At 67.5% G+C, this 20606-nt stretch carries 14 protein-coding genes; 9 read left to right on the forward strand and 5 right to left on the reverse strand.

What is annotated here, in order from left to right; genetic code table 11:
• From NMG10_RS24635 to NMG10_RS24645, 3 genes are all read right to left on the reverse strand, one after another.
• Window positions 1–6336, reverse strand: a 6336-nt coding sequence (locus NMG10_RS24635; protein ID WP_254465293.1) for a non-ribosomal peptide synthetase, incomplete at its 3' end; no start/stop codon positions are given.
• Window positions 6333–9737, reverse strand: a complete 3405-nt coding sequence (locus tag NMG10_RS24640) for an amino acid adenylation domain-containing protein (protein ID WP_254465294.1) — start codon at window positions 9735–9737, stop codon at window positions 6333–6335. The genes NMG10_RS24640 and NMG10_RS24635, both read right to left, overlap by 4 nt.
• 185 nt (window positions 9738–9922) lie before the next feature.
• Complete coding sequence (locus tag NMG10_RS24645; protein ID WP_254465295.1) at window positions 9923–10906, reverse strand: TauD/TfdA family dioxygenase; 984 nt, start codon at window positions 10904–10906, stop codon at window positions 9923–9925.
• A gap of 316 nt (window positions 10907–11222) precedes the next feature.
• Here NMG10_RS24645 and NMG10_RS24650 point away from each other — a divergent pair, with 316 nt between their 5' ends.
• The 9 genes from NMG10_RS24650 to NMG10_RS24690 all read left to right on the forward strand — a co-directional run bounded on the left by NMG10_RS24650 (window position 11223) and on the right by NMG10_RS24690 (window position 18576).
• A complete protein-coding gene (locus NMG10_RS24650; RefSeq protein WP_232856159.1) occupies window positions 11223–12416 on the forward strand; it encodes a PepSY domain-containing protein in 1194 nt (397 codons plus the stop codon).
• 114 nt (window positions 12417–12530) lie between these two features.
• The gene (locus tag NMG10_RS24655; RefSeq protein ID WP_232856160.1) at window positions 12531–13733 is read left to right on the forward strand and encodes a PepSY domain-containing protein; all 1203 of its coding nucleotides are present in this window, start codon (window positions 12531–12533) and stop codon (window positions 13731–13733) included.
• Complete coding sequence (locus NMG10_RS24660) at window positions 13730–14266, forward strand: thiamine pyrophosphate-binding protein (RefSeq protein WP_203652425.1); 537 nt, start codon at window positions 13730–13732, stop codon at window positions 14264–14266. The genes NMG10_RS24655 and NMG10_RS24660 overlap by 4 nt, the downstream gene beginning before the upstream one ends.
• Window positions 14263–14580, forward strand: coding sequence for a hypothetical protein (locus tag NMG10_RS24665; RefSeq protein WP_028692195.1), 318 nt, complete (start codon window positions 14263–14265; stop codon window positions 14578–14580). Before NMG10_RS24660 ends, NMG10_RS24665 begins: the two co-directional genes overlap by 4 nt.
• A complete protein-coding gene (locus tag NMG10_RS24670) occupies window positions 14577–15146 on the forward strand; it encodes a DUF6162 family protein (protein WP_232856163.1) in 570 nt (189 codons plus the stop codon). Before NMG10_RS24665 ends, NMG10_RS24670 begins: the two co-directional genes overlap by 4 nt.
• 10 nt (window positions 15147–15156) lie before the next feature.
• Window positions 15157–16068 carry a metal ABC transporter substrate-binding protein gene (locus NMG10_RS24675; RefSeq protein ID WP_254465296.1) on the forward strand — a complete coding sequence of 304 codons (912 nt, stop codon included), beginning with the start codon at window positions 15157–15159 and terminating at the stop codon, window positions 16066–16068.
• Window positions 16065–16811, forward strand: a complete 747-nt coding sequence (locus tag NMG10_RS24680) for a metal ABC transporter ATP-binding protein (RefSeq protein WP_203652422.1) — start codon at window positions 16065–16067, stop codon at window positions 16809–16811. The genes NMG10_RS24675 and NMG10_RS24680 overlap by 4 nt, the downstream gene beginning before the upstream one ends.
• On the forward strand, window positions 16811–17710 hold the full coding sequence (locus NMG10_RS24685; RefSeq protein ID WP_028692191.1) for a metal ABC transporter permease: 900 nt from the start codon (window positions 16811–16813) through the stop codon (window positions 17708–17710). The genes NMG10_RS24680 and NMG10_RS24685 overlap by 1 nt, the downstream gene beginning before the upstream one ends.
• Entirely contained in the window at window positions 17707–18576 is an 870-nt protein-coding gene (locus tag NMG10_RS24690) for a metal ABC transporter solute-binding protein, Zn/Mn family (RefSeq protein ID WP_203652421.1), read from the forward strand. Before NMG10_RS24685 ends, NMG10_RS24690 begins: the two co-directional genes overlap by 4 nt.
• 168 nt (window positions 18577–18744) lie before the next feature.
• On the opposite strand, the gene NMG10_RS24695 is transcribed toward NMG10_RS24690, so the two are convergent.
• Window positions 18745–19827: a DUF1615 domain-containing protein gene (locus NMG10_RS24695; protein ID WP_302328753.1), complete on the reverse strand. Its 1083-nt coding sequence runs from the start codon at window positions 19825–19827 to the stop codon at window positions 18745–18747.
• Window positions 19824–20375 (reverse strand): isochorismatase family protein, encoded by a 552-nt coding sequence (locus NMG10_RS24700; RefSeq protein WP_254465297.1) that lies wholly within the window; start codon window positions 20373–20375, stop codon window positions 19824–19826. Before NMG10_RS24700 ends, NMG10_RS24695 begins: the two co-directional genes overlap by 4 nt.
• Between the last annotated feature and the right edge of the window lie 231 nt (window positions 20376–20606).

Consider the following 20606-nt stretch of genomic DNA (forward strand, 5'->3'; position numbering starts at 1 on the left):
ACCGGCCAGATCATCTTCCAGTTTCAGGCTGCGAACCTGCGCTGGCACAGGCAAATCAGCCAGCAAGTGACCTTGAGTCAGCAGCAGTTGAATGCCGCTGTCTTCCATCATGTAGCTCAGGCGGTCCTGCGGGTACTCCGGATCCAGCGGCACATAGGCGCCACCCGCCTTGAGGATCGCCAGCAGGCCGACGATCATCTCGAAGCCGCGCTCCACGGCGATGCCCACCAGCACATCCGGCCCCACGCCCTGCTCGCGCAGCTTGTGAGCCAGGCGGTTGGCACGGCGGTTGAGCTGGTCGTAGCTCAGCGCCTGCCCGGCGAAGGTCACGGCGATCGCCTCAGGCGTACGCACCGCCTGCGCCTCGATCAACTCATGGGTGCAAGCCGTGCTCGGATAGCTGGCCACTACCTGCTGGTCTTCCACCGGCAGGCTGAGCGCACCCAGTGCACGCTGAGCGTCAGCCGCCAACTGCGCAAGCAGGTGCTGGAAGTGCCCCGCCAACTGGTCGATGGCCTGTTCGCTGAAGCACTGGCGATCGAAACTGAAGCTCGCCTCCAGGCGCTCGCCCACTTGCACCACCAGGGTAAGCGGGTAGTTGGTCTGCTCCTGGTTGAGCACCTCACCGAACTGCAGCCCCTCCGGCGCGCCCTGTTGCAGCGCCTCGGACACCGGGTAGTTCTCGAAGACCAGAATGTTGTCGAACAGCGCCTCGCCGCTCCAGCCAGCCCAGCGCTGGATCTCGTACAGCGGCGTGTGCTCGTGCTCGCGCAAGGCCAGGTTCAGCGCCTGGACCTGCTGCACCCACTCGCCCACGGTCTGTTCCGGGCGCGGGCTGGCGACCACCGGCAAGGTGTTGATGAACAGCCCCAGCTGCTCCTCGACACCCGGCAACTCCGCCGGGCGACCGGCCACGGTGGCACCGAAGGTCACGCTGGCCTGGCCGGTGTAGCGCTGCAACAGCAGCAGCCAGGCGGCCTGGACCAGGGTGTTGAGGGTAACGCGCTGGTCCCGGGCGAAGTCCGCCAGCTGCCGGGTCTGCTGCGCCTCGAAACGCAGCGCCAGGACGCCATGGCCCTGCCCCTGGGCCGAGGACTTGAACGCCTGGACCAGACGGGTCGGTTCTTGCAAATCGGCCACCTGCCCCCGCCAGAAGGTTTCGCTGGCCTGCTGGTCCTGGCCTTGCAGCCACTGGATATAGTCGCGATAACGGCTGGTCTTGCCGCCCGGCGTCGCGCCGCTGTAGCGCTGCAGCACTTCGCCCAGCAAGCGCGAGCTGCTCCAGCCGTCCATCAGGATATGGTGGCTGGTGTAGATCAGGTGATGACTGTCATCGCCTGTGCGGATCAGCGTCAGGCGCAGCAGCGGACCGCTGGCCAAGTCGAAACCGGCCTGGCGCTCGGCCTGGGCCACGGCATCCGGATCCTGGGACTGGTCGAGCTCGACGAAAGGCACCTGCACCTGGCGCCGTACCACCTGCACCGGTGCCGGCAGATCCTGCGGGAAGCAGCTGCGCAGCACTTCGTGGTTGTCCACCACCGCCTGCCAGGCCGCCCGGAAGCGCGCCATGTCCAGCCCGCGCACATCCACGCGCAGCTGGTTGATGTAGTTGCCCGCCGCCTGCTCGTAGAGGCTGTGGAACAGCATGCCCTGCTGCATCGGCGACAGCGGGTAGAGGTCCTCGATTTCCCCGGCCGCCAGCGGCAGACCATCCAGTTGCGCCTGGGTCAGCTCGGCCAGCGGGAAGTCCGATGGCGTGACGCCCTGGTGCGGCGCCTGGGCGCAGTGCTCGACCAGCTCGGCCAGCACCTGCTCGTAGCGGCGCGCCAGGGCCTCGATGGTCTCGGGACGGAACACCTCGCGGCTGAAGCTCCAGTCCAGCTCCAGCTCGCCCTGGTAGACCTGCCCGGTGATGCCGAGCCAGTTGCCCAGCGGGCTGTCCATATCCTGGGTAGCACCGCTGGCCTCGCTGGCCGGAGTGAACAGCGCGCCCTCGGCCTCGGCGAAGCTGCCGTCGAACTGCCCCAGGTAGTTGAAGGTCACCCGTGGCTGCGGCAATACCGCCAGGCGCGCGCGCAGGTCGGGCTCGCCGAGGTAGCGCAGCACGCCGTAGCCGATGCCTTTGTTCGGCACCGCACGTAACTGCTCCTTTACTGCGCACAGACCCGCGCCCAGCCCATGGGCCGGCGTCAGGCGTACCGGGAACAGGCTGCTGAACCAGCCCAGGGTGCGGCTGAGGTCCAGTTCTGGGAACAGGTCCTCGCGGCCATGGCCTTCGAGCTGGATCAGTACCGATTCCTCTTCGGTCCAGTCGCACAGCACCCGCGCCAGGGCCGCCAGCAGCAGGTCGTTGACCTGGGTGCGGTAGGCGGCGGGCGCCACCTGCAGCAGCTTGCGGGTCAGCGCGGTGTCCAGGCGCGACGAGGCATGGGCGACGTGACGGTTGGTCTGGGCGCCCGACGGATTGTCCCGTGGCAATTCATCGCCAGCGGCTGCGAGGCCGTCCAGCCAGTAGTCGGCTTCGGCCAGCAGTTCGGGGCTGCGGGCATAGCCACCAAGGCGCTCGGCCCAAGCCTTGAGCGAACTGCTCTTGGCCGCCAGCGCCAGCGGCTTGCCCGTGACCAGGGCCGTGTAGGCCAGTTGCAGGTCCTCGAGCAGCACACGCCAGGACACACCGTCGACCACCAGGTGGTGGATCACCAGCAGCAAACGCTGCTGGCCTTCGGGCAGGTCCACCAACAGCGCTCGCAGCAGCGGCCCCTTGGCCAGGTCGAGGCTACACTGGGCCTGCTCGGCCAGGGCCGGCAGCTCAGCCATCTCGTTCAACTCACGAACCCAGAGCATGTCGTCGGCCTTGCCAGCCTGGAACTCGGCCTGCCAGGTATCGCGCTGGGAGAAGCGCAGGCGCAGTGCGTCGTGTTGGTCGACCAGCGCCTGCAACGCGCCCGTCAGACAGTCGGCGCGCAGCGGCTGGGTCGGCTTGAGCAGCAAAGCCTGGTTCCAATGCTGGCGCTCAGGGATGTCGGTTTCGAAGAAGCGCGCCTGGATCGGCAACAACGCCAGCGTGCCGCTGACCTGCTCGACCGCCGCGGCCTTCTTCTCGATGCGTTTGGCCACCGCCGCCAGCTGGCCGATGGTCTGTTTCTCGAACAATTGCTTGGGGCTGAGCTTGATGCCCTGGCGCTTGGCCCGGGCGATGATCTGCAGGCTGAGGATCGAGTCGCCGCCCAATTCGAAGAAGTTGTCGGTGCTGCCGACCTGGTCGAGCTTGAGCACCTCGGCCCAGATCGCCGCCAGGGCCTGCTCGATCTCGCCGACTGGCGCTGTGTACTGGCGCCGGGCGACACCCGGTGCCGGCAGCGCGCGCTTGTCGAGCTTGCCGTTGGCGGTCAGCGGCAGGCGCTCCAGGAGCAGGATCTGTGATGGCACCATGTAGTCCGGCAGGCGGTCCTGCAATTGCTGGCGCAAGGCTTCACCCTGCAGCCCCTGCCCCACGCACCAGCCCACCAGTTGCAGGCGGGTCTCGTCACCGTCCACCGGCTGGGCCAGGACCACCGCTTCTGCGACCCCGTCCAGCCCCAGCAGCACCCGCGCCACTTCGGCTGGTTCGACACGATAACCGCGCACCTTGACCTGGTCGTCGGCGCGACCGATGAATTCCACCTGGCCCGCACGGTTGCGCCGCACCCGGTCGCCGCTGCGGTACAGGCACTGGCCAGGCCGCGTCGGGTCCGGCACGAAGCGTTCGGCGGTCAGGCCCGGCTGACCGAGGTAACCCTGGGCCACGCTGGCACCGCCGATATACAGCTCGCCCGCGACCTGGTCGGCGACCGGGTTGAGCACATCGTCGAGCAGCAGCACATGGGCGCCCGGCAGGGCCGTGCCCACCGGCACGGCGCGGGCCTCGGCGGCGAGGGTCGTGACCTCATGGGTCAGCACGCCGACCGTGGTCTCGCTCGGGCCATAGTGGTTGATCAGGCGGCAGCCCGGCTTGAGCCGGCGCACCTGCTCCACCAGGGCGGGCGTGCAGGCCTCGCCACCGACGATCAGCGCCTGCTCGGGCAGCACATCGGCGGGGTTGCCGGCCTGTAGCAGCGCCGCCAGGTGGCCAGGGACGATCTTCAGTACGCCAACCCGGTGTTCGGCCATGTAGCGGGCGAAGGCGTCCGGGTCGAAGCCCAGCGCCTCGGGCAGCACATGCAGCAGGCGCCCGGCGCACAGGGCGCCGAACAGCACGGTGTGGCCCAGGTCGGCGGCGATGGTCGAGACCAGCGCCATACTCGTCTCCGGTGCCGGCGCCAGGCGTTCGAGCAGGCCGGCGACGTAGCTGGCCAGGGCGCCATGGCTGACCAGCACGCCTTTGGGCTGGCCGGTGGAGCCGGAGGTGTGGATCACATAGGCCGGCGATTCGGCCCACAGCGTGATGGCCGGCGCGCTGGCCGACAGGTCCTGCCATTGCGCTGGCGCGAAGGCCAGTGCCTGGCGCTCGGCGCTGGCCAGGCTGACCAGTCGCGCATCACCAGCAGCGCACAGCAGTCCCTTGGCTTGCGCTGCATCGAGCATCTGGCGCAGACGCGCTTCAGGCGCCTTGGTGTCCAGCGGCATGTACACGGCGCCGGCCTTGAGGATACCGAGCATGCAGGTCAGCCAGTCCAGCGAACGCTCCATCAGCACCGCGACCGGCTGACCGCGAGTCACGCCCTGACGTTGCAGGTGGTGAGCCAGACGATTGGCGGCCTGGTCCAGGGCGACGAAGCTCAGGCTGTGCTCCAGGCTGCGGGCGGCGAGCGCCTCGGGCTGGCGGCGTACCTGTTGCTGCCACTGCTCCAGCACCAGCGCCGGCGCCTCGCGCTCCGGCGCCTGCCCGACAGGCAGCGGCGCGGCCAGGCGATGCAGCGGCAGCTGCGGCGCGTCGAGCAACTGGCCCAGCAGCTCGATGAACGCCGGGATGAACGCCTCGACCGTGGCGCGCTGGTAGAGGTCGCTGGCGAAGGTCATCTCGCCGTGGATCAGCTGGCCGTCATCGGTGATGTCCAGCGCCAGGTCGAAGTGGGTGCCGACCTTGTCCAGCGGGTACTCGGCGACGCTCAGGCCCGGCAGGGCCAGCGAGCGCTGGCGTTGCATGCCGACGTTCTGGTTGAACTTGACCTGGAACAGCGGGTTGTGGCCCAGGTTGCGTTCCGGCACCAGGGCGTCCACCAGTTGCTCGAACGGCAGTTCCTGGTGCGCCTGGGCGCCAAGCACCGCCTCGCGCACCTGGACCAGCAGGTCGTCGAAGCTCAGGCGCTCGTCCACCTGGCAGCGCAGCACCTGGGTGTTGACGAAGAAACCGATCAGCCCCTCGACCTCGGCGCGGCCGCGGTTGGCGTTGGGCACGCCGATGCGGATATCACGCTGCCCGGCCTGGCGCGAGAGGAACAGCGAGAAGCCCGCCAGCACCAGCATGAACAGGGTCATGCCCTGGGCGCGGGCGTAGCCGCCCAGGCGTCGGGACAGCTCGGCGCCGAAGTCGAAGCTCAGGGTCTGGCCGTCGAAGCTCTGGGTCAGCGGGCGGGCATGGTCAGCGGCCACCTCCAGCAGCGGCTGCTCCTCGCCCAGCTGCTGGCGCCAGTAGCCGAGCTGGCGCTCGCCCTCCCCGGCCTCCAGCCAACTGCGCTGCCAGATCGCATAGTCGGCGTACTGCACCTCCAGCGCCGGCAACTGCGGTGCCTGCCCCTGGCTGAAAGCCTGGTAGCTGTGCACGAACTCCTTGACCATCACGTCCATCGACCAGCCGTCGGAGACGATGTGGTGCATGCTCACCAGCAGCACATAGTCCTCGGCCGCCAGCCGGTACAGGCTGGCGCGCAGCAGCGGCCCGTGCAGCAGGTCGAAGGGCTGGTGGCTGGCCTCGCGCACCTGCGTGGCCAGCTCGGCCTCGCGCCGGTCGCTGGCGACACCGGTGAGATCGACCTGCACCAGGGGTACGGCCTGGGTCGCGAGGATCACCTGGCGCGGCTGCTCGCCATCGACCTGGAACACCGTGCGCAGCGCTTCGTGGCGCGCCACCAGGTGCTCGAACGAGCGCTGCAGGGCCGCCACGTCGAGCCGGCCGCTCAGGCGCAGGCCGGCCGCCATGTTGTAGGCCGCGCTGTGCGGCTCCAGCTGCCAGAGGAACAGCAGGCGCTGCTGGGCGAAGGACAGGGGGATGCTGGCAAAGTCGTGACGCGACTCGACCACCGGCAACAGGCTGAAGTCCTTGCCGTCCTCGCGCAGCTTGGCGAGGAACTGCCGGCGCTGCTCCAGGGGCAGGCTGACGAACCGTTTTGCAATGCGTACCGCCATGTTGCCACTCATGCCTCAACCCCTTCCAAGGAACTCATGAACGCGTCCATATCCGACCAGTCGTCATCTTTATCACCGCCCTCCAGACGGCCCAGCTCGGCGGCCAAGTCGCCCAGCGCCGGGTGCTCGAACAGGCTGCGCAACGGCAGCACCAGGCCCAGTTGGTCCTTGATCCGCGCCAATACCTGGGCGGCCAGCAACGAGTGCCCGCCCAGCTCGAAGAAGTGATCGTCCAGGCCGACCTTGGTCACGCCCAGCACCTGCATCCAGATCTGCGCCAGTTGCTGCTCGATGGCGCTCTGCGGCGCCCGATACTCAGCCTGTAATGCACTGGGGTCCGGTGCCGGCAGGGCCTTGCGGTCGAGCTTGCCGCTGGGCGTCAGGGGCAGGCGCGGCAACAGCAACAGGTGGCCGGGCACCATGTATTCGGGCAGGCGCGCCTTGAGCAGGCTGCGCACCTGCTGGCGGAAACGCGCCTGTTCGGCGGCATCCTGCTCGCCAGCGTCGGGCACTACATAGGCGACCAGTTGCAGGCCGCCGGTCATCGGCAGGGCCAGCACCACCGCTTCGCGAACGCCCGGGCACTGCTGCAGGCGCGCCTCGATCTCGCCGAGCTCGATGCGGAAACCCCGGACCTTGACCTGGTGATCGACACGGCCGATGTACTCGATGGCGCCGTCAGCGCCCAGGCGCGCACGGTCGCCGGTGCGGTACAGGCGCTCGCCATGGGCGAACGGGTCGGCGACGAAGCGCTGGGCGCTCAGCGCCGGTTGACCGTGGTAGCCACGGGCCAGGCCCGGGCCGCCGATGTACAGCTCGCCCACGGCGCCCTGCGGCAGCAGTTCGAGGTCATCGTCGAGGATGTACAGCCGGCGCTGCGCCAGGCCCTGGCCGATGGGGATGCCGCGCCAGGACACCGCCTCGTGGCCGAGCCCGGTGCAGTCGTGGATGGTCGAGACCACCGTGGCCTCGGTCGGGCCATAGGTGTTGAGCAGCCGCACATGACCCAGCCCGGCCAGTTGCCACAGGCGCAACCCGTCCACCGCCATCGCTTCGCCGCCGACGTGGATCTGGCGCAGCGCGCCGTAGTTGGCCGGTGGACGCGCCGCGAAGTCTTGCACCAGCCAGTACCAGTAGGCAGCCGGCAGGTCGGCCAGGGTCACGCCGTGGCTGATCAGCACCTCATGCAGGGCGGCGCTGTCCCACAGGCGGGTATCGCGCAGCACCACGCAGGCGCCGTGGCACAGCGGCGGGAAGAACTGCTCGACGAAACCGTCGAAACTGCTGGTGGCGAACTGCAGGACGCGGTCGCCTTCGCGCAGGTCGCTGTAGTCGATGGCGCGGGCGATGAACTCACTCAGGGCGCCGTGACTGATGGCCACGCCCTTGGGTCGGCCGGTGGAACCGGAGGTGTAGATCACATAGGCCAGGTTGTCGCGCGTGACGGTCAACGCCAGGTCGTCCGCCGGCTCGTCGTCCAGCGCCAGCTGGTCCAGGCACAGGCAGCGCAGCCCACCCTGCGCCGGCAGGCCGGGTAACTGGGCGGTGGTGGTCAGCAGCCATTGCAGGCCGCTGTCCTCGAAGACATGCCCCAGGCGTTCGGCCGGGGCCTGCAGGTCCAGCGGCACATAGCCGCCGCCGGCCTTGAGCACGGCCAGCAGGGCCACGGCCAGGTCCAGCGAGCGATCCAGGGCCACGCCCACCAGCACATCGGGGCCGACGCCCTGATGGCGCAGGTGATGGGCCAGGCGATTGCTGCGGGCATTGAGTTCGGCATAGCTCATGGATGGCGCCGCGGCGCCGTCGGCCAGGATCAATGCCAATGCCTCGCCGCTACGGGCGGCCTGGGCTTCGAACAGCCGTTGCACCGGTACCAGCGACGACACCTCGGCCACCGGGCACAGCAGCGCCTGGCGCTCGACCTCGGCCAGCAGCGGCAACTCGCCCAGGCGCTGGCGCGGTGCCTGGCAGACCGCGCGCAGCAGGTTGCGCCAGTGCCCGGCCAGGGCGGCGATGGTGGCTTCGTCGAAGAGGTCGGTGGCATAGGTGAAGGCGGCGAACAGCTGCTCGCCCTCCTCCCGGGTGTCGAGCATCAGGTCGCTGGTGGCGGCATGCTGGCGGCGGCTGCCGGCCAGCTGCTCGGCGCTCAGGTAGCCCACGCGCAGGCCGCAGTCCAGACGCACGTCATTGAGGTCGGTGACCAGCGGCTGGTGGTTGAACATCACCTGGAACAGCGGCGTATGGCTCTGGCTGCGCTGGGGCTGCAGGGCTTCGATCAGCGCGTCGAACGGCAGGTCCTGGTGCGCCTGGGCGCCGACGGAGGCCTGGTGCAGGCTGCGCAGCAGGTCGCTGAACGGCGTCTGCGCGGTGAACTGGCTGCGCAGCACCTGGGTGTTGACGAAGAAGCCGACCAGCCCTTCGGTCTCGCTGCGGTTGCGGTTGGCGATCAGGCCGCCGACACGGATGTCGGTTTGCCCGCTGTAGCGGTACAGCAGGGTCTTGAACACGGCCAACAGTACCGTGGACAGGGTCACGCCGTGCTGCTGGGCCAACTGCTTGAGATCCTCGCGCAGGCCCGCGTCGAGCGTCAGCTCCAGGCGCTCGCCGAGGTGGCTGGGCTGGGCCGGGTAAGGCCGGTCGGTCGGCAGCTCCAGCAACGGGTGCTCTTCACCCAGCTGCTCGCGCCAGTAGTCCAGCTGGCGGTCGCGCTCGCCGGCCTCCAGCCAGCTGCGCTGCCACAGCGCATAGTCGCGATAGTGCACCTTGAGCTCCGCCAGCTGCGGCTCGCGCCCCGCCACCAGGGCGTCGTAGCTGCGCATGAATTCGTCGATCAGGATATTCATCGACCAGCCGTCGGCGATGATGTGGTGCAGGGTCAGCAACAGCACGTGTGCCTGGGGCGCCAGGCGCAACAGGGCGATGCCGAACAGCGGCCCGTCTTCGAGGTCGAAGGCCTGGGTGGCCTGGGCCGCCATCTGCTGGTGCGCGCGCTCCCAGCGCGTGGTTTCGGGCAGGTCGGCCAGGTCGAACAGCTGGATGCTCACCGGCGCAGGCTCCGCCACCCGCTGCAACGCCCGCTCGCCGTCCTGGGCGAAGGTGGTGCGCAGGCATTCGTGGCGGGCGACCAGCAGGCTGAACGCCCGCTCCAGCGCCTCGACCTGCAGCTCGCCGTCGAGGCGCACGGCCATCGGCAGGTTGTAGGCGGCGCTGTGGGGTTCCAGCTGCCAGAGGAACCACATGCGCTGCTGGGCGTAGGACAGGCCGTCGCGCTCGCTCAGACCGGCACAGGACGACATGGGCAGCTGCGCGAAATCGATACCCTCGCGTCGCATCCCTTCGAGGAACAAGCGGCGCTTGTCCAGGGGCAACTCGATGAAACGGCGGGAAAGTTTCTGGGCGTCTGCGGCATTCATGTGTGAGGTCCTTGCTGATCGGCGGTGCGACCGGAAGGTCCGGGCGCATCAACAAGAACGAATGGGCGGGGGGATGATTTAGCGAGGGGCTCGACGCGGGAGTGATGGGGGCGCTGTGCGCCCCTTTCGCGGCACAAGGCCGCTCCTACAGGAGGTCGCGCCGGCCTGCAGGAGCGATCGGCAGGTCAGGCCTGCTCCAGCGAATGCCCCTCGGCCATTGCCACGATCACCTTGCGCGGGCCTTCGAACGGCGCACGGGCATGGGCGGCGAGCATGTTGTCGAGCATCATCACGTCACCCTCCTGCCAGAGGAAACTGATCTTGCAGTCCTCCAGCACCGCACGGATCTCATCGAGCACCTCGTCCTCGATGGGCGAACCGTCGCCGTAGTAGACGTTGCGCGGCAGGTCTTCCTCATCGACGATGTCCAGCAGGCTTTCCCGCACCTCGGGCGGCAGGTTGGAAATATGGAACAGGTGCGCCTGGTTGAACCAGACCATGTCGCCGGTCACCGGGTGCTCGGCCACCGCCTGGCACACCTGACGGGTACGCAGCTCGCCGTCATCCTTCCATTCGCAGGTGATGCCGTGAGCCTTGCAGTAGGCTTCGACCTCCTGCGGGTCATCGGTATTGAATACATCCTCCCACGACACATCCAGCCCGTTGCCGAAGTTGCGCACGTACATCAGGCCCTTGCTGACGAAACGCTCGCGGACATGCACCGGCACCCGCCGATAGACTTCGCGACTGTCGGCAATCGGCGTCTGACCACCGGATTTTGCCGCGATCATGCTGTAGAACCAGATTTTCATCGGCCAGTCGCGGGAGTAGGCCTGCTCGTTGTGCAGCGGAATATGCTGGTGCGCCGGGTACTCGGTGGAGGTGTAGACCCCCTGGGTAACGTTGGTGCGCGGCGTCGAGCCGAACTCGTAGTTGAGCAGCGGGTGACCGAAGCTGGCGGCGAACTGGCGGAACTGCTCGGCGCCCTCCAGGCGGAATCCGCGGAACAGGATGCCGCCGTCGCGCAGCAGGTGTTCATCCACCAGCGCCTTGAGCTCGTCGAACACCTCCAACAGGCTGGTGTCGTCGTCACCCGCCTCCACCAGCAACGGCAAACGTCCCTGCTCCGGCAACAGCGGACGCACTGTAAATCCCACAGCAACACCCATGACGGGCCTCCTGTACACATTCGATGAAAGGGACCGACGGCCCAGGGGCACGCTCGCGTCCGGTGATAGGAGGACGTTTCGAGGGGCAGGCAAATTAGTCCCTTTGCAGGAGCGATGCAGGCACTGTGGCGCCTGGCACCGGCACTGCCGGTGTTCGCGGGGCCAGCCCGCTCCCACGTGGGCCTGCATCGCCAGCACGGCCACCCTGGAAACACTTGCTTGCAAATGATCCATCAGGTTTTGCCCTGCTCATGCGTCTCTTTCAGATACGGCCGGGCTTTTGCCCCTGAACTTCGCCATTGACACTGCGTACCCCATGTCGAAAAAGTCACGCTCGAAAATCTGGTTCCTCGTGCACAGCTGGCTGGCCCTGCCCATCTGGTTCTTCGTGCTGATCGTCTGCGTCACCGGCACCCTGGCGGTGATCAGCCGCGAGATCGTCTGGCTGGCCAACCCGCAAACCCGCGCCAACCCGCCTTCGGACGAGGCCCGGCGGCTGAACTACGACGAACTGCTGGTAGCCATGCAGCGCGACCAGCCCGGTATCGCCGTGGCCAGCCTGATGACCCTGAGCGAATCGCACTTCGCCATGCTGTCGGATGTCACCTACCCCGACGGCCGTACCCTGAGGGTCTACGTCAACCCCTATACCGGGCATATTCAGGGCGTCCCGCCGCAGTTCAACTTCGAAGAGTTCACCCGCGCACTGCACGGCTGGTGGCTGGTGCCGCATACCAACGGCTACAGCTGGGGCTGGTACCTGGTGTCGCTGCTCGGGCTGCCGATGCTGGCCTCGCTGGTCACCGGCCTGGTGATCTACAAGCGCTTCTGGAAAGGTTTCTTCAAGCCGACCCTGCGCTTCAACCAGGGCGCACGGATCTTCTGGGGCGATTTCCACCGCCTGAGCGGCATCTGGTCGATCTGGTTCATCGCGGTGATTTCCATCACCGGTACCTGGTTCCTGGTCAAGGCGCTGCTCGCCGACAACCATATCGCCATTTCCAGCCAGCCCATCATTCCGGTGATAGCCCGCGAGACGGTGCCACTGACCGCCGACGGCAGCCCCGCACCGATGATCAGCCCGGACGAAGCGGTGAGGATCACCCAGCGCGAGATTCCCGGCTTCACCGTCGACTATGTCGGTTTTCCCAGCAACGCCTATGCGCACCTGAGCATCGGCGGCATGAGCTGGTATCCGCTGGTGTACCAGAAGGCCGAGATCAACCCTTATACCGGGGCGATGGAGGCCAGCCGCCTGCTCGGCGATCGCAAGGCGGTGGAGATCTTCACCGAGTCCATGCGCCCGCTGCACACCGGCGAGTTCGCCGGCCTGACGAGCAAGCTGATCTGGTTCTTCTTCGGCCTGCTACTGAGCATGATGGTGCTCAGCGGCCTGCTGATCTGGAGCAAGCGCACCGCCCTGGCCACCGCCAACGCGCTCAAGCGCAGCCTGAAGCAGGCGCGCGCGGCCAAGGCGCCGGTTTCGACGGAGGTCACGTCCAGTTCTTGAAACATTTTCTTTCATTTGCTTTGGCAGCTTTCTGATTCTCATTCGTCCTTACTTATGCAGCCTTCCAGGTTGAGCACAGACTCGACCGTATTTTTATATGCAGAAGACCGAGCGATGGCCCGACAATCGAGAAAGAAATCCAATTCCAAGCTGTGGTTCCTGGTCCACAGCTGGCTTGCCCTGCCGATCTGGTTCTTCGTCCTGATCGTCTGCTTCACCGGCATGCTCGCGGTGGTCAGCCAGGAGATCGTCTGGCTGGCCAACGCTGATGTGCGCGCCAGCAAGCCCGACGACGACAGCCAGCGCCTGAGCTACCAGCAGGTGCTCGACGCCATGCACAAGGCCGAACCGGACCTGGCAGTGCGTTTCTTCAGCCAGCCAGACGGTTCGCACTTCGCCCTGCAGGCCTCGGTGACCCGCGCCGACGGCACCAATGCGCTGCTCTACGTCAACCCGTACAGCGGGGCCATACAGGGGCAGCGTCCGGACTTCGACTTCGAGGCCTTCACCCGCGCCCTGCACGGCTGGTGGCTGGTGCCCTTCACCAACGGCTACAGCTGGGGCTGGTACCTGGTGTCGCTGCTCGGGCTGCCGATGCTGGCCTCGCTGGTCACGGGGCTGGTGGTGTACAAGAAGTTCTGGCGCGGTTTCTTCAAGCCAGTGCGTACCGGCCACGGCCCACGGATCTTCTGGGGCGACCTGCACCGCCTGGCCGGGGTGTGGTCAATCTGGTTCATTGCGGTCATTTCCATCACCGGCACCTGGTTCCTGATCCAGGCGATCCTCGGCGACAACCATGTGACAGTTTCCACCGAGCCGATCGTGCCGGTCATCGCCCGCGAGCAGGTACCGCAGACTGCCGACGGCAGCCCGGCGCCACGCATCGACCTGGACCAGGCAGCACGCATCGCCACCGAGAAAGTACCCGGCCTGGACATCAGTTTCATCTCGCTGCCGGCCACCGCCTACAGCCACTACAGCATGGGCGGGCGAGGCTGGTATCCGCTGATGTTCCAGACCGCCGAGGTCAACCCCTACACGCGCAACGTCGACAGCCAGTTCCTGCTCGGCGACCGCTCGGCCCTCGAGTTCGTCACCGAATCCATGCGCCCGCTGCACACCGGTGATTTCGGTGGCCTGGCGATCAAGCTGATCTGGTTCTTCTTCGGCCTGGTACTGACCCTGATGGTGTTCAGCGGCCTGCTGATCTGGACCAAACGCACCACCCAGGCCACCCTCGCCGCCCTCAAGCGCAGCGAGCGTCCGGCACGCAAGCGCGCCGCGGCCAGCCCAACCACCCTGGAGGCCCAACCTTGAGCCAGACCGATACCCTGCCGCCCAGCGGCCTGAAGCAGCTGTGGCTGAAATGGCGCTTCCACCTGAACATCCTGCTGATCCTCGTGCCGCTGGGCTTCATGCCCAAGTACTTCGCCGACGCCAGCCTGTTCCGTGGCGACAGTGGCCTGGGTGCCAACATCGTCGAGGATATCCAGGTCGGACGCTGGACCCTCGACCTGGCCGAACTGCGCGACGAGGCGCCGCGCGCCGAGGGTCCGGCCGGCTACTTCAAGGCCTTCAACGCCGCCTGTGGCACCTGCAACGAAGGCGCCAAGGCCATCTACCTGCGGGTGGGCAAGCCGCGCAGCCTGCGCGCCGCCGGCACGATCTTCTTCGGCGCGCCGGCGCGCATGGGCACCTCGCTGCCGATCCCGCCACGCACCCGACCTGACGCCGACATCTGGATCACCATCGAAGGCTGGGACGGCAAGATGTACCAGGCCGCGGTGCCGCTGGCCAAGGCATCCCCCGCCACCGCGGCCTGGCTCGAGAAACAAGGAGGCAATAAATGAAACAGCTGATGCGCAGGCTCGCCCTGCCCCTCTTGGCCCTGGCCGCCACCCCGGCGCTGGCGCACAACCCGATGTGCGAGTGCACCGAGCACGGCGAGCAGATCACCTGCAAGGGCGGCTTCTCCGACGGCAGCGGCGCTCCCGGGGTGACCCTGGACGTGATCGGCTACGACGAGCAGGTGCTGGTGGCGAGCAAGCTCGGCGACGACTCGACCCTGACCTTCAAGCGCCCCGACGGTGAGTTCTACGTGCTGTTCGATGCCGGCCCCGGCCACGTGGTGGAAGTGGACCACGCCGACATCGGTGCGCCATGAGCCGCGCCCAGGTGGTGCGCCCGGCCGGCGCCGGGCACGAGACCCTCTACGTGCTGCTGGCCGCGCTGCTGATCGTGGTGCTGGCCGCCAGCGTGGTGGCCGCGCGCGGCGAGCGTGAGGATGAACAGGCCATCGCCGCCCACCAGCTCGACGCCCGCCGCGACCTCAATGCCGCCGAACAGGGCATCCACACCGACCTGTGGGTGGCCGTCGAGGAGATCCGCGCCCTGCGCGAGGACAACGGCACCGCCCCGGACGCCCAGGCCCTGGCCGACGAGGGGCTGCCGCCGTTCGTCAACGACGCCAGCAGCCAGAGCCGCGGCAGCCACCAGTGGTCGCTGCTGGCCAACGGCGCCTACCTGGGCCGCAGTCAGGACACCCAGGTGGCCGGCAGCTTCCTGGTGATCCTGCCCGCCGCCAGCGACGCCCAGCCGGATGTCTGGCTGCGCCGCGACAGTACCGCCCTGCCCCCGGACGCGCTGGACAGCGATGCGCTGATCGCCGCCGGCTGGCAGCAGATCGTCACCCACTACGACGCCGGGGTCACCCGCCAACACCGTCACTAAGGACCTGCCCATGCTCCGCTTCGCCCGCCGCACCCTGGCGCTGCTCCTGGCCTGCGCCCTGCCCGCCGTGGCCCTCGCCGACAATGGCAAGCCGCTGCGCATCGGCATCACCCTGCACCCCTACTACAGCTACGTGAGCAACATCGTCGGCGACAAGGCCGAGGTGGTGCCGCTGATCCCGGCCGGCTTCAATCCCCACGCCTACGAGCCCCGCGCCGAGGACATCAAGCGCATCGGCAGCCTCGACGTGGTCGTGCTCAACGGCGTCGGCCACGACGACTTCGCCGACCGCATGATCGCCGCCAGCGAAAAGCCCGACATCAAGACCATCGAGTCCAACGCCAACGTGCCGCTGCTGGCGGCCACCGGCATTGCCGCCCGCGGCGCCGGCAAGGTGGTCAACCCGCACACCTTCCTGTCGATCAGCGCCACCATCGCCCAGGTCAACAACATCGCCCGCGAACTGGGCAAGCTCGACCCGGACAACGCCAGGTTCTACACGCAGAACGCCCGGGCCTACGCCAAGCGCCTGCGTGCCCTGCGTGCCGAGGCGCTGGCCAAGGTCACTGAGGCACCGGACGCGACCTTCCGTGTCGCCACCATCCACGCCGCCTACGACTACCTGGTGCGCGACTTCGGCCTGGAAGTCACCGCCGTGGTGGAGCCGGCCCACGGCATCGAACCGAGCCCGGCACAGCTGAAGAAGACCATCGACCAGCTCAAGGCCCTGGATGTGAAGGTGATCTTCTCGGAGATGGACTTCCCCTCGGCCTACGTCGACACCATCCACCGCGAGTCCGGCGTGCGCATCTACCCGCTCACACACATCTCCTACGGCGAATACACCACCGAGAAGTACGAGGTGGAGATGAAGCGCAACCTCGACACGGTGGTCCAGGCCATCCAGGAGAACCGCACGTGACCGCCGCCGCCAACCTCACAACCGCCAGCGGGCCACGCATCGAGTTCGACGGCATCGACCTCACCCTCGGCCGCACGCGTATCCTCGAGAACGTGCGCTTCAGCGTCGCCCCCGGCAGCGTGCACGCCATCGTCGGCCCCAACGGTGGCGGCAAGAGCTCGCTGATCAAGACCCTGCTCGGGCAGATGCCGCACCAGGGCCAGCTGACCCTGCACTGGCCCGCTGAGCGTGAAGTGATCGGCTACGTGCCCCAGGCCCTGGAATTCGACCGCGGCCTGCCAATGACCGTGGACGACTTCATGGCCGCCATGTGCCAGCGCCGCCCGGCGTTCCTCGGCCTGTCCCGGCGCGTGCGTCCGGCGATCGACGCGGCGCTGGCGCGAGTGGGCATGCTCGACAAGCGCAAGCGGCGCATGGGCGCGCTGTCCGGTGGCGAGCGCCAGCGCGTGCTGCTGGCCCAGGGGCTGATCCCCGAGCCGCAGCTGCTGGTGCTGGACGAGCCGATGTCGGCCCTCGACGAGGCCGGCATCCAGGTGTTCGAGCAACTGTTGCACGGCTGGCGCCAGGCCGGCACCACCGTGCTGTGGATCGAGCACGACCTGGAAGCGGTGCTGCGCCTGGCCGACCGGGTCACCGGGCTGAGCCGCCAGGTGCTGTTCGACGCCCCGCCGGCCCAGGCCCTGACCCCCGAGCGCCTGCTCGGGCTGTTCTCCGTCCACCCGCGCAGCGAGAGCCTTGCCTGATGAGTTTCGAATCGTTCCGCCAACTGGTCCAGGACTGGGCCACCGCTGGTTACCTGCCGGAGGCGCTGGCCTACGGCTTCGTGGTCAACGCCCTGCTGGCAGGCCTGATGATCGGCCCGGTGCTGGGCGGGCTGGGTACCCTGGTGGTGGTCAAGCGCTTCGCCTTCTTCTCCGAGGCGGTCGGCCATGCCGCGCTGACCGGCGTGGCCATCGGCATCCTGCTCGGCGAGCCCTACACCGGCCCGTACGGCAGCCTGTTCGGCTACTGCCTGCTGTTCGGCATCCTGCTCAACTTCCTGCGCAACCGCACCGGCTTGTCCCCGGATACGCTGATCGGCGTGTTCCTCTCGGTGTCGCTGGCCCTGGGCGCGAGCCTGTTGCTGATGCTGGCCGGCAAGATCAACGTGCACATCCTCGAGAACGTGCTGTTCGGTTCGGTGCTCACCGTCAGCGCCCACGACCTGCTGGTGCTGGGTATCGTCGCCGTGCTGGTGCTGGCCCTGGCCCTGCCGCTGTACAACCGCATCATGCTGGCTAGTTTCAACCCGCAGCTGGCGGCGGTGCGCGGGGTGGCGGTGAAGACCCTGGACTACCTGTTCGTGGTCCTGGTGACCCTGGTCACCGTGGCCTCGGTGAAGGTGATCGGCGCGATCCTGGTCGGCGCCCTGCTGGTGATCCCGGCGGCGGCGGCGCGGCTGGTCAGCCAGTCGCTCAAGGGCTTCTTCTTCGTCTCGGTGATCATCGCCACCCTGAGCACCCTGCTCGGCATCCTGCTGCCGATCGTCTTCGACCTGCCGGTGCCCTCGGGCGCGGCGATCATCCTGGTCGCCGGGATCTGCTTCGCCCTCGCCGCCCTGGCCCGCGCCCTCGTCCCCCGCCTGCAAGGAAACCCGGCATGACCCTGAAGAAACTGACCCTGGCCCTGACCCTGAGTGGCCTGCCGCTGCTGGCCAATGCTACTGAAGTGCTGACCACCCTGCCGGTGACCCACAGCCTGGCCAGCGTATTGCTCGACGGCACCTCGGTGCAGCTCAAGCGCGCCGCCCCGGCCAATCTGCCGGCCAGCCGCCAGCCGTCGTACTTCAGCGGCCGTGGCGGCGCCGGCCTGCACAAGGCGGCGTCGAAGGCCGACGCGGTGATCGGCGTGCGCTCGATCTGGCGTGACGACCCGCTCTATCCCACGGCCCGGCGCAGCAATATCCGCATCGTCGAGATCGACGCCGCGCGGCCGGTGGATGGCGCCCTGCCTGGTATCGCGGTCAAGGGTGATGAGGCGTTTACCGCCTACCCCTGGCTGAACCCGACCAACCTGGGGCGCATGGCCGATGTCGTCGCCAACGACCTGGAACGACTTGCGCCAGCCGACAAGGCGAAGATCCAGGGCAACCTGGCCGGCCTCAAGCGGCAGATGCTGGAGCTGACCGCCAACAGCCAGACACGCCTGGCCGAGGTCGACAACCTGACTGTGGTCAGCCTGTCCGAGCGCCTGGGCTACCTGGCCAGCGGGTTGAACCTGGATGTGGTCGAACAGCCACTGCCCGCCGACGACAAATGGGACGAGACGGCGCTCAAGGCGCTGGGCGAGCACCTCAAGGCGCAGGATGTGGCGCTGGTGCTGCATCATCGTCAGCCGGACGCAAAGGTGGCCGAGATGATCGCCGCTTCCGGGGCGAAGTTGCTGGTGCTGGACAGCGATCCGGACGACACCGTGACGGGGCTCAAGGCCAGTGTCGAGCAGGTGGTCAAGGCACTCGGCGACAGTTGAGCGCCTTTGCAGGAAATCGCGAAGGGAACAAATACCCTGTGGGAGCGGGTTTACCCGCGAAGAAAGCAACACGGTGCATGGCACCGGCTTCGCCGGTGTTCGCGGCTAAAGCCGCTCCCACAGGCCCCGACTAAATCAATGAGTCATGTTCAATACCATAGGACCACCTCAGCGTTTCATGCACCGCTGATACCGCTCATCCACCCTGCCGGCAAACCACGCCGTGGTCAGCTTGCGGGTGATCTTCGGGCTCTTCAGCTCGATCCCCGGTAAAACCGCACGTGGCAACGCCTTGCCCGCCTTCGCTTCGGCCAGGGCGAACACCCCGCGATACAGCGTGGTGTCCTCCAGTTCCAGGCCATTCTCCTTCTCCAGCTGAGCCCTGATCTGCGGATTGCGCAACCCCAGCTTCGTCCCCAGCTTGCGCGCCGCCTGCTCGGTGGTGCCGGGCAGTATGGCGCCGGGGGCGATCAGGTCGCCATCGAGCGCCAGCGCCACCCCGCTCGCCCGGCTCAAGGCCACCTGGAACGCCGCATTGCGACTGGCGTACCAGCCCGCGTTGAAGTCGGCGAAGCGGTACAGTTGGCGTTCATAGTGGGTGGGGTAGCCGAGCAGGTGGGCGATGCCGAAGTACATCCCGCCACGGCGGCTGAACACCTCCTGGCGGATGCTGCCCGAGTGGTCGTAGGGATAGCCCTTGGCGTGCCGCTCGGCGAAGTCCACGCTGACCTGCATCGGCCCGCCGGTGCGCACCGGGTTCAACCCGCCCAGCAGCGAGCGCCCCAGCGGCAGGCCGCCGATCACCTCGTCGTACAGGGCACTGAGCTGCTTCTCGCTGCGCACGGCGAGCAGCCGTTGCTGGTAGGTCTTGCCGTTGGTCGAGGGCGTGCTCAGGGCGCTATCGACCAGCAGCCGGGGCACATGCAGGCGCGCCGCCCGGCGGTCGATCTCCTCCCGGGCGATGCGTCCCAGGTTTGGCACCTGCGGGTCGGCGTTGAAGGTGGATTCCTGCTCGGTCACCGCCAGCACCGCGCACAGGTTGCTCTTGCTCGGGCTGATGCCCTGGGCCTGGAACGCCACCTGGATATCCTCGGCCCAGCCCTGGCGATCCTTGACCTGGGCCGGCAGCAGGCGCACGAGCTGGGCGCGAACCTTGGCCGGGTCGGCCTCGGCGGCTTCCTCACGTCGCCCGGCGCAACCCTGGAGCAGGCCCAGGGTCAGCAGCGCGGTGGTCAGCAGGCGGGCGTTCAGGGCTGTTCACCGACCAGGTAGGTCTTGCTGATCTGGCGGAACAGCGGGTGGCTGGAGCTGCCCAGCAACTCGAACAGCACCATCTCGCGGGTGACCACCTGCGCCCCGGCATCACGCATGCGCGCCAGGCCCGCAGCCTTGCTCTGTGGGGTGCGGCTGTCGCAGGCGTCCTCGACCACGAACACCTGCTTGCCCAGGGTGCGCAGGCCGAGCACGGTCTGCAGCACGCAGACGTGGGTCTCCATGCCGCAGACGATTACCTGTTCGCGTTCAAGCAGGCTGTTGGGCAGGCATTCGGCGGCTACGCAGGAGAAGTGCAGTTTCTCGACGATCTCGGCGGCTGGCGCTGCGGCCTTGAGGGCGGCCAGGGTGTGGCCCAGGCCCTTGGGGTATTGCTCGGAGATCACCGTGGGGAGTTTTAGTTCGGCGGTTGCCGCGAGCAGCCAGCGGGCGCGGGCTGCGGTGCCCTCGGGGTCGCTCATGGCGCCGATGAGTTTTTCCTGGATGTCGATGACCAGCAGCGTGGACTTGCGGGGATCGATCAGCATTGGTGGCCTCATGCCTTGAGTGGAAGGGGTAGCCTTACCCAGGCGGGGGATGGCGTCAATTGGGGGCTGCTGGTTTTGCAGGTGGACTATGCGTTGGGCGTGTAGCTGAGGCCGGTTGTTTTGATAGTTGTATGCGCATTCATTTGCGATGTCGACGCATAGTCACCTTTTCGCCTTTACGGCGACCTACTTTTGCTCTTGGGCAAAAGTAGGCAAAAACCGCTGGCTCCA

This window comes from Pseudomonas sp. DVZ6 (genome assembly GCF_024259445.1).
Classification (GTDB): Bacteria; Pseudomonadota; Gammaproteobacteria; order Pseudomonadales; family Pseudomonadaceae; genus Aquipseudomonas; species Aquipseudomonas peradeniyensis.